8 protein-coding genes are annotated in these 9,414 nt (G+C 37.0%); 6 read left to right on the top strand and 2 right to left on the bottom strand.

Translation table 11 applies throughout. The features are described from left to right. Positions 1-39: 39 nt before the first annotated feature. Together AC5JMF_RS14185 and AC5JMF_RS14180 are read right to left on the bottom strand one after the other, a co-directional pair. A complete protein-coding gene (locus tag AC5JMF_RS14185) occupies positions 40-669 on the bottom strand; it encodes a DUF3859 domain-containing protein (RefSeq protein WP_495796370.1) in 630 nt (209 codons plus the stop codon). Positions 670-884: 215 nt separating this feature from the next. Continuing rightward, on the bottom strand, positions 885-2,357 hold the full coding sequence (locus AC5JMF_RS14180) for a TIGR03985 family CRISPR-associated protein (RefSeq protein ID WP_495796369.1): 1,473 nt from the start codon (positions 2,355-2,357) through the stop codon (positions 885-887). 281 nt (positions 2,358-2,638) lie between these two features. Between AC5JMF_RS14180 and crn3 the strand changes: the two genes are divergently transcribed. The 6 genes from crn3 (at position 2,639) to csx7 (ending at position 9,412) form a co-directional block, all read left to right on the top strand. Next, positions 2,639-3,589 carry a CRISPR-associated ring nuclease Crn3/Csx3 gene (gene crn3, locus AC5JMF_RS14175; protein ID WP_495796368.1) on the top strand — a complete coding sequence of 317 codons (951 nt, stop codon included), beginning with the start codon at positions 2,639-2,641 and terminating at the stop codon, positions 3,587-3,589. A gap of 107 nt (positions 3,590-3,696) precedes the next feature. Beyond that, on the top strand, positions 3,697-6,024 hold the full coding sequence (cas10, locus tag AC5JMF_RS14170; RefSeq protein ID WP_495796367.1) for a type III-B CRISPR-associated protein Cas10/Cmr2: 2,328 nt from the start codon (positions 3,697-3,699) through the stop codon (positions 6,022-6,024). 37 nt (positions 6,025-6,061) lie between these two features. After that, positions 6,062-6,775 (top strand): RAMP superfamily CRISPR-associated protein, encoded by a 714-nt coding sequence (locus tag AC5JMF_RS14165; protein ID WP_495796366.1) that lies wholly within the window; start codon positions 6,062-6,064, stop codon positions 6,773-6,775. Beyond that, positions 6,772-8,076 (top strand): type III-D CRISPR-associated RAMP protein Csx10, encoded by a 1,305-nt coding sequence (gene csx10 / locus AC5JMF_RS14160; RefSeq protein WP_495796365.1) that lies wholly within the window; start codon positions 6,772-6,774, stop codon positions 8,074-8,076. Before AC5JMF_RS14165 ends, csx10 begins: the two co-directional genes overlap by 4 nt. Further along, positions 8,073-8,519, top strand: a complete 447-nt coding sequence (locus AC5JMF_RS14155) for a hypothetical protein (RefSeq protein ID WP_495796364.1) — start codon at positions 8,073-8,075, stop codon at positions 8,517-8,519. Before csx10 ends, AC5JMF_RS14155 begins: the two co-directional genes overlap by 4 nt. 20 nt (positions 8,520-8,539) lie before the next feature. Next, a complete protein-coding gene (gene csx7, locus AC5JMF_RS14150; RefSeq protein WP_495796363.1) occupies positions 8,540-9,412 on the top strand; it encodes a type III CRISPR-associated RAMP protein Csx7 in 873 nt (290 codons plus the stop codon). The last annotated feature ends 2 nt before the right edge of the window (positions 9,413-9,414 follow it).

The following is a 9,414-nucleotide window of genomic DNA, read 5'->3' as shown; positions in this document are numbered from 1 at the left end:
TCGCTTAGAGCGAGTCATCGAGCGTCGCGTCATTACGAATTACGAATTACGAATTGTGAATGTTTCATCGCTAAGCTGCCGCCCTTCTAAGAACATCTGCACTCGCCAATTACCAACGGGTGTAGCAGAATTAATTGTGTAACGACAGTGGGTATTCCAAACAGACGTATTAATTTCGCGGGTTTGATAACTATTTTGCTTGACAATTTTACCATTAGGATCAATCCAATTACAGGAGAGATTTAAGGTTTTCCCGATAGGTGCATCTTGCAAAGTGACACGATAAAAAACCTCTAGATTGTCTTGACGGGAGATAGTTTTGAGGTTGCTATTACTAGCCTGCACTAAAGTAATGCGGTCTTGTTGAGCAGATACCCGCGAAAGTGTAGAGTTTTGCTGCTGCATGAAAAATATTGTAGATGCGATCGCCACCACTAAAACCACAACTACCCCAGAGGCTATCCAACGATTTCTCCGTTGCTGCACTTCTAACACTTGCCGACGCCGTAACTGAATTAGCGCTTCATCTAGCAACTCTGGCGGTAAGTTTAACTCCTGTAGAATTTCCCTCACCTGCTGTTGATCGAGTTCAGCTTCTTGCCGGGATTTTAGTCCTTCTACTTCAGTGATTATTTGGCTTAATTGTTCTTGAGTTAATCGCTGCATCATCACTTAGATACTTAAATAAAATTTTAGGTTTTGACGTGGAGATTATTTCTATTAAAACTAATATAGCGATTTCTAGTTAAGTCAGAACATTTTTAAACGCACCAGGTAGCAGAGGAACACAGAGAACTTAGCTACATAAATAAAGTCATATTGTGGTTAGGGCTACAACCACCTTATAAACGGACGTACACAGGATATAGAGGGGCTTAAATTTGTTAACAATGTTGATAATTTTCTAATTCTTGTGTAACTTCTGATATCATTTGTTGACGAATAGATAGTGGGGCAATAACTTCGCCATTCGGTCGCCATTCTCGCAAACGCATAGAAACGTTAATGTCACCAGCGCGTATCCAAGCCATGTAATATACATCTTCTTGAGGAGATTGACTAATAATTTTTAATAACTGTTGGCGTTCTTGTGCATGGGAAATATTTTGAGTGATCAATTGTGGTAGTTGGTCATGTAAAACCTCACGAAAAGTAAGATGTCTGGTGGTATTATCTACATACCACTTAGCAAAATCTGCTGGAAAACGGAGGATCAGCAATTCTTTTTTGAGATAGAAATTAAAACCCCAAGCGGCTTTTAATTCCTTAGCTATATATTCTGATGTGGGTAAATCTCCTGTTCGCCACATCTGCTTTAATTGTTGCGGCACAAGAGGGTCTCCCCAAGGCAAAACTTTGAGGCGATCGCTAGCAATCCGATCTAAGCGATAATTATGCCATCCAATATTGCCATTAAGGTCTATTCCATAAGCACTAAGATATTTAGCGCGTCGCCAGTAATGCAAACATACTGGATAGACAGTAACTTTGACTTTATTTTCTTGGGTTGCAATCCAATACTCAAACTGCATTACACCACCAGGTGGCTTGCGCCAAAGTTCTTCTATCTGTTGTTGGTAATTGTCTACACGGTCTTGCATTGGCAAAGAAAGAATGTAGTCTAAATGCAAGAATATTCTTTGGGGCGGATCTTGATCATATAACCTACCAACTGAGAAACTATCTGTGATTCGCTCCCATAATTTGCCAATAATTAATGATAAATTTGGTTGCACAAAAGATATTGATTCTAACACTCGTAACAGTTCCCAAGTCTGTTCTTCTGAAAGGTATGATAAGCTATTTAGGTTATTTGTAGTTGCTAAGGTAGAAGTAGAAACTTTTGGTAATTCTTGCTTTGTCAGGTATCGATACTTTCCTTGACCAGGGGAATATAACCACCCCAACTTGACTAACTGTTTTAAGTCATCACGAATAGAACGATGCACTGTAGCAAAAGGGCATTTATGCAGTGTATCTTGTAACTGTTTTTGCTCAATTCCAGTCAATAGAATAATTTCATCTTCCCATTGAGTGTCAGGTTGCTGGAAGTTCTGCTCAAATACAATTTCTGCAAAAGTTTGATGACAAATACAACTGCGTTCGCTACACAATGTTGCGATTTGTTGAGCATTTAATTTCTCGCTTTTGGGGTGATGAGCAGCAAACAAGCGATCGCGTAACTGTGAGTATGTAAAAGTTATAGGTAGTTTGTCTTTCCAGCCTGTTTCACTATTATAGAGTTTATTGATCAGCACCAATAACCGCAGCGATCGCACCAGCCGATTTGCTAATTGTCCAGCTGCTAGCCATTGCAACATTTGTGGTGTAGCCAATAAATAAAATTCTTGAGTCAAATTGAAAACCTGTTTAATCAAACTACCAGTACAATCAATCGATTTTTCTCTCAATAAAAGGTATTTAATTTTACTTAATATTGAGCGCTTATATGTGTTTAAAAATACTGTTAAACTTTAAAAACTCATGTGAGGTAATGAATTGATGATGACATAATTAGCGGATCTGTATTTATTTACATTCTTGATGTTGTAATAACTAATTCAGTAGAAGACCTATCTTCTAGTAAGTATGACAGAATATGCAAAGAAACGAAAATTCCTAAAAATTTGAGGAGGGGATGATTATATCTCTGCACTTACACTTAAGTAAATCGCTGCTGGTACAAAATTTGAAGTATCAAGTGCTATCGATTGAATTGACCAGTAGCGATCACATAATACAACCACAGGATATCAAAAATCTGGAATTGCCCTCTGGTATTGATACTACAGGTGGTGTGGTGATTTCTGGTCGCGCACCGATGTGGATTTATTCATATTTAACCCACGAACTGCATCCTACCGCTTGGGTAGCTTGCTATGATCCTCGTATAGGAGCAGTTGTATCCGTCACTAACTCACATCAAGTCTACATCGGTCAAGTAATTCCCGTCAGTCCACCAAATGGACGGCAAAATCATGAACTTATTCAGCCAAGAAACGTAGAAACTGGTTTATGTCCAGCAGTGATGATTGTCGGGCCCCCAGACAGTGGCAAAAGTGTACTCTCTCACGCTTTGTTTCAAGCACTATTATCTGAGCATCCTGATATTTACCTACAACGCGCTCATTGGGATGGAGAAGGTAACTACGTTTTAGAATTAGGGCAACAGACGACTGATGCAGAAATCGAAGCCTTCAAACAACGTAACAAGGGTGCGTTAACAGAAAGGTTTTTTCCCTATCATGCTCAAGCAATATTGCAACTGCGACGACAAAAATCTTTAGTAATTGTCGATGTGGGTGGCATGGTACAGCCAGAGAAACTACCAATTTTAGAAGCTTGTACCCACTACTTAATTATTAGTTCAAAGCCAGAAGCGGTAGGTGTATGGCATGAATTTTGTCGAGATAGAGGCAATTTAATCCCTGTAGCAGTAATTCATAGTAGTTTGTCGGAGGTAGAGGAGGTGCATCGTTCAGAACCATATTTAGAAATTACAAGTGGCCCTTGGGTGCGAGGACAGGTAAAAAGTGTTTCAGAAAATATACTTAAGTATATGAAGTCAATTTTTATATCAAAAAATTAAGAATCTTTCTTAATTCAGCTGAATTCTCAGAAGATATAGGTATCTAATTCATCTATATCGTGACAATCGCGTAAAATTTGTTACATAGATAAACAATTACTTTTAGTATGAAGTTAGAATTACTCAACAAAATTGATATTGGATTAGCTTGGTGTCTGTTTTGCAACGATGCAGGTGATGACACAAGTGCAATGCAAAGAATGCGACAGCAATTGCAAGCACAAAAAGAGGTTCCAACAGAAATACTTCCCTATCTTGAACAAGTACAGGTGTTGCAAAACCTACCGTTTCCCCAGACAGTAGAGGAATTAAAAAAATATCAACAAGACTATCCACAACTTTGGAATTCTCAAATTGGCTTAGTTTATGGTGGTGTTACTAAAGTTAAGCAATACGTCTTTGAACAAACCAAACTTCCCGATATTCGCGGTGCATCGGCGCTACTCGATAGAATCAATTTAGTCGATTTGCCTGCTTTTTTTGGTAAATACGAATCGCAATGGTTGAAGAATAATTTTCCTAGTGTAGAAATAGCATTAATTCCACAATTATTAATCTATTCTACAGGTGGTAAACTGTTAGCATTTTGCCCTGCAAAGTTTATCGATGACTTAGCAAATGCTATTGAAAGACGTTATACACAAGAAACTTTAACTGCAAATTCCTGTGCTGTTGGTGCTAAGTTTAAGTTAATAGAAATGCGCTTTGGCTTACTTCCAGATCAAATTAACGAAAATACATTTTGGTTAGAAAAATATCGTCAAAATCAAAATAATGAAATTATCCAGGTATATTTTGCTCAACCTGATATTGCAGATATAGATAAGCAGTTTGAAGCGCGTAAGAGTTTTAATGAAACAGTTACTAAGCTAACTTCTTTATTTAACCAACGTCGTAGTGGAAATATTACCGCAGACAACCGCCCAACTAGACTTTATCCCGCAATATTTGAGACACATCCTTATTTAGTTAGGGACACAAGTGATAATGCTTCTGCTGTCATGCGAGTTGGGGAACTTCCTGGGGAACCCAATTTTTCTGAATCTTTAGCACGTAAACGTCTAGTAGGAAATATAGCTAAACGTAGCAATATTTCTAATAATTGGTATTACTATAGAAAATTTACTTGGCAGCCAGGAGAAAAGATATATATTGAAAGTTGGGTAGAAAAGTTTGAGAATTACTTAAAAGAAAATCAATTAGAAAATTTGTATTACGGCGATTTGCCAAAATCAGAAGTAACTGAAGCGCGTTCATTAATTGAAATTGGTAACTCAAGTCAACCCAAGGGTTTTGTTGCTTATATTTATGCTGATGGTAATAATATGGGTGGCTATATCCAAAAAATCAAATCGCCGGAGGAATATCAAAATTTCAGTAATGATGTTTCTGAAGCAACTGAAAAGTCTGTATACAAAGCATTATTTCAACATTTACATCCGCATAAATTAGGAAATATCCCAGATAAAGAGAAAGAAAAACGTAACGATAAATGGATTCATCCCTTTGAAATTATTACAATTGGTGGTGATGATGTATTTTTGATTGTTCCTGCTGATAAAGCGTTAGCTATTACTAAAACTATCTGTGAAGAGTTTGAAGAGATTCTCAAAACTAAAAGTAATGAAAGTACAACAGATAAACCTAAAAATCCATATATCACAGATGAAACTTATAATTCTCAGTTTGTACATCGCTATCATCCACCTCAGACAGAAAATCAACTGGAGGCTAAGAATAAACTAGATAATAGAAGTCAATGTAGGTTAAGTATGTCGGCAGGTGTATTAATTGCGGCTGAAGATACGCCTATTTACTATGCAGAGAAACTTACAAGTCAGTTGATGAAGTCTGCAAAGAAATATGCTAAAGAATTAAAGGAAAAAAAATACTATGGTGGAACTATAGATTTTTTAGTCATGAAAGCAGTGACAATGATTTCATCAAATGTGGGTGAATTTCGCACACAAGGTTTAATAAAAGCTGGCCCTGGTGAACAAAAACTAAAACTTTACGGCGCACCATATACTTTAGATGAAATTGGTGGAATTTTAGAAACAGCTAAGGCATTAAAAGAAGCTGATTTTCCGCGATCGCAACTTTATCAAATCCGTAGTTTACTAGAACGAGGTAAGCAAACAGCAATATTAAATTACCGTTATTTTAGAGTACGATTAAGTGATAAAAAAGCTCAGAAACTACTTAAAACTCTGTTTGATGAGGCATGGTGTAAACCAAAAGACCCTAAAAATAATGGTAATTTAGCACCTTGGATGTCTTTAAAAGAAAATAGTAAAAATAATGATAAGTCGAAAACGACCTATGAAACTATTTGGCGCGAGTTAGTAGATTTATATCCTTTTATTCCAAAAACACCTAACCCCGAACTCCTCCCTACAAACAAAGAGGAGAGTCACGAGAATACCCAAGCTTGAAACTGGTTAAAATCATAGGAAAATTTGGTGATTAGTCATGATTTTATTAAACAATTTAACTGAAAATCGAGTAACATCAATTAACCTCAGCGCAGTTATTGATACTGCATTATGTATTGGTGCAGGTGGTTCAGATGGGACACTTGCTGATAAAACTGTTGTCCGCAATGCCAAAGGACAATTAATTATTCCCGCTTCGCAGCTAAAAGGAAGATTACGTCACGAATGTGAAAAAATAATGCAAGGATTAGGATGGCAAATTTTTTTCGCACCAATAGCAAAAGAACTTTGTCCTACCCCAGCACAAGTTGATAGTAAATATCATTCAGACTATAAACTAGAGAACTATAAAGGTTATCACTGTCCGATTTCAAAAATTTTTGGTAATCCGATTTTACCATCACGAATAGTTGTTGATGATTTGATATGTGATTGGGAAAAAGATACTTTACAAGAAACGTTTCGTCCTGGGGTAACTATTAACCGTAGAAGACGTACCGCAGAAAACCAAAAGCTTTATTTTCTAGAAACTTCTCCCCCTAATTCACAATTGAAATTTCAAGGCGCAATTCACTTATTACCTGGATATCCATCCTATGCCAAAGCCTTAATTTTAGCTGGATTGCGGCATATTCATGCATTGGGTGGAAGTAAATCTGCGGGGTTAGGTTGGTTGCACTGGGAGGAACTGGAAAAACTACCTCAAGATGACTCTGCTTGGATGCAGTTACTACCAAAGATGTCAAAATGAAGCAGATTAAGTTAAAGATTACAGCAAAATCTCCACTGGCGATCGCACATAAAAAACCAGGTTCCGTCAGCGAAGCATTAGATCATATTCCCGGTTCTGTGATTCGGGGTGCGATCGCAACACAAATTTTACAACAATCGGGACAGCAGTTTACAGATTTAAGTAAGAATGGCGGAGATTTTCAGGCTTTATTTTTGGAAGATAATGCAGCTATCTTTCAAAACGCTTACCCAGCAGTTGCTAAAGTTGTCGATGAGTCTAACTCTAAAAAGGAAACCATTAATCAAATAGTTGATGATGTGGTAATGATATTACCCGCAACTGCTGTTAGTTCTAAAACAAATCCTGGTTTTCTTCCTACTAAAGGTAACGGGGTTTTTGACACTCTAATTGACCGTTTTTGTGCAGAAGCATTCAACTTTACTTATGAACCGAATTGTCCCAAAGATTTAGGACGAGTTGAACCTTATGGTGGGTTTTACAGTAAAAGTAGTGACGACAAGCTTAAATATAAATATCGCAATCATTCTGTAAATACACGCTTTTTAACTCGTGTGGGTATTAACCGTCGTCGCTCTACTTCTCAAGAAGAGATTCTTTATAGTATTGAAGTTTTAAATGAATCTTTCTTAAAAAATCCTCAAGCGAAAGTTAAACATTGGGAAGATTATGTTTATCGTAGTTCAATTTTAGTTGAGGATGAAGAACTTGCTGATAAACTAGCTGCTTTTGTCAATCGTCATTCTAATACATTTCGCTTAGGTGGTGCAACTTCTCGCGGGTTAGGTAAAGTGACAATAAAAGCAGATATCAATGATTATTGCACAGAAATAGACACAAGAATTGATAAATTTAATCATACACTCAAAGAGCGTTGGAGTCTTTACGAATCAGTTTTTGGTAGTCCTCAAGAAAATCTCTTGAATGGTCGTACTTTTTTTACACTTGATTTACAATCTGACGCTATTCTTTTAGATAATTGGCGACATACAACTGTAATTACAGAAATAATGCTCAAAAAATTTGCCAAAGTTACTGATATACCATTAAAGCTAGAAGTCGCCTATAGCAGTTATGATAATCGCTCTGGGTGGAATTCTGCTTGGGGACTAATGAAAGATATGGAGTTAGTTATCAATCGTGGTGCAGTATATTTATTTAGTACTGATAAACCAGAATTATGGCTAGATAAGTTAAAAAAAATAGAGTTTTGGGGAGTAGGCGATCGCACTTCTGAAGGCTTCGGACAAGTGCAAATTTGTAATGAGTTTCATAGTATATTGCGAGGTAATCTAGCATGAGTCAAGCTGCTGAACAGCATCAAGAACAGCAAGTTCAATTAAAAATTCAAAAAGGCATTCGTCAAGTTGAAGACCAATTAGTAATCTGGATTCAAGAGGCTTTAGATAATAGACAATCTTATGGTGATTTAGAAGAATCTCAATTTCGTAATTTATTACGAGTTGCAGATACCACAGATAGTCCGGAGGTAATTAAAAATTTTCTTCGTTATCAGGTAGGACGTGACAAAAAATGGGGTCGAGGCCAAGAATCGCTAGCAGAAAAAATAGTTAGTGATATTGGTACAGAAAGTAAAGGTGGTCGTTTAGTACAGTTAGCAGAAAGTATTGCTAAAGAAGCTGATTCATCTGATATTAAATTAGTATGGATTGAATTAATTCGGCGCTATCTTGGTTATGGTAGTCGCCATCTCAAATATTTACGAGATGGCAAGACAAATTGAATTTCTTATACATTGAAACTATGTTTGAAATATTTAAAAACCGCCTAGAAATAACAGGAACTCTTTGGACAGTCACCGCATTACGAATTAGCGCCGGACGCTCTACTGAACCTATTGGTTCTGATTTACCTGTGATTAAAGATGCTTTGGGTAGACCATTAATACCAGGTTCTAGCTTTAAAGGTGCGTTGCGATCGCGTCTTGAAAGTTTCTTACGTGGAATTGATTCTAGTTTAGCGGAAGACCCTGCAAATTTTATCAGCATAGAAAGAAATAAATTGGTTCAAACCTACAAAGAACGGTATCAAAATGATGATATTGCTTTAACACAAGCTTTCTTAAAAATTACTGATGCAGTTTCTCATTTATTCGGTTCACCTTGGATTGCTAGTAAATTTCAAGTGCGAGATTTAATAGTGGTTTCTAACACCTGGTTTGGACAATATCAAGAAAGAGATGGTGTAGCCATTGATAGAGACACTGAAACAGCCGCAGATGGGAAACTCTACGATTTTCAGGTAGTTCCAGCCGCGACACAATTTGAGTTTAAGGCTGTAGTCGAGAATGCAGAACCTTGGGAACTGGGACTGTTGATGATTGGTTTACACCAGTTTGAAACCGAACAAATACCTTTGGGTGGAGGGCGATCGCGTGGCTTGGGTGTCGTTAAACTAGAAATTGACAAGATGTACTGGCTTGATGTCAATAACGATCCAGAAAAATTACTCACATACCTCCAAGAATTGGTAAACAGCAATCCAGGTGAGAAACTACCAAGCCATCAAGATGTTAAAGAATTAACTTTGAAAGAAGATTGGACGAACTCGCTGATCAATTATTTAAGAGAAAATAAAGCTAAGACTCATACAACCGAAGCAACACAAAATTCTTGAGG

The organism is Desmonostoc vinosum (assembly GCF_059505385.1).
This window is presented reverse-complemented; position numbering and strand designations above follow the sequence as displayed.

Excerpts from the sequence above, each read along its gene's own strand:
- csx10 (WP_495796365.1), top strand. The coding sequence starts at position 6,772 with ATGAAGCAGATTAAGTTAAAGATTACAGCAAAATCTCCACTGGCGATC.
- csx7 (WP_495796363.1), top strand. The coding sequence starts at position 8,540 with ATGTTTGAAATATTTAAAAACCGCCTAGAAATAACAGGAACTCTTTGG.
- AC5JMF_RS14155 (WP_495796364.1), top strand. The coding sequence starts at position 8,073 with ATGAGTCAAGCTGCTGAACAGCATCAAGAACAGCAAGTTCAATTAAAA.
- AC5JMF_RS14165 (WP_495796366.1), top strand. The coding sequence starts at position 6,062 with ATGATTTTATTAAACAATTTAACTGAAAATCGAGTAACATCAATTAAC.
- AC5JMF_RS14185 (WP_495796370.1), bottom strand. The coding sequence starts at position 669 with ATGATGCAGCGATTAACTCAAGAACAATTAAGCCAAATAATCACTGAA.
- crn3 (WP_495796368.1), top strand. The coding sequence starts at position 2,639 with ATGATTATATCTCTGCACTTACACTTAAGTAAATCGCTGCTGGTACAA.
- cas10 (WP_495796367.1), top strand. The coding sequence starts at position 3,697 with ATGAAGTTAGAATTACTCAACAAAATTGATATTGGATTAGCTTGGTGT.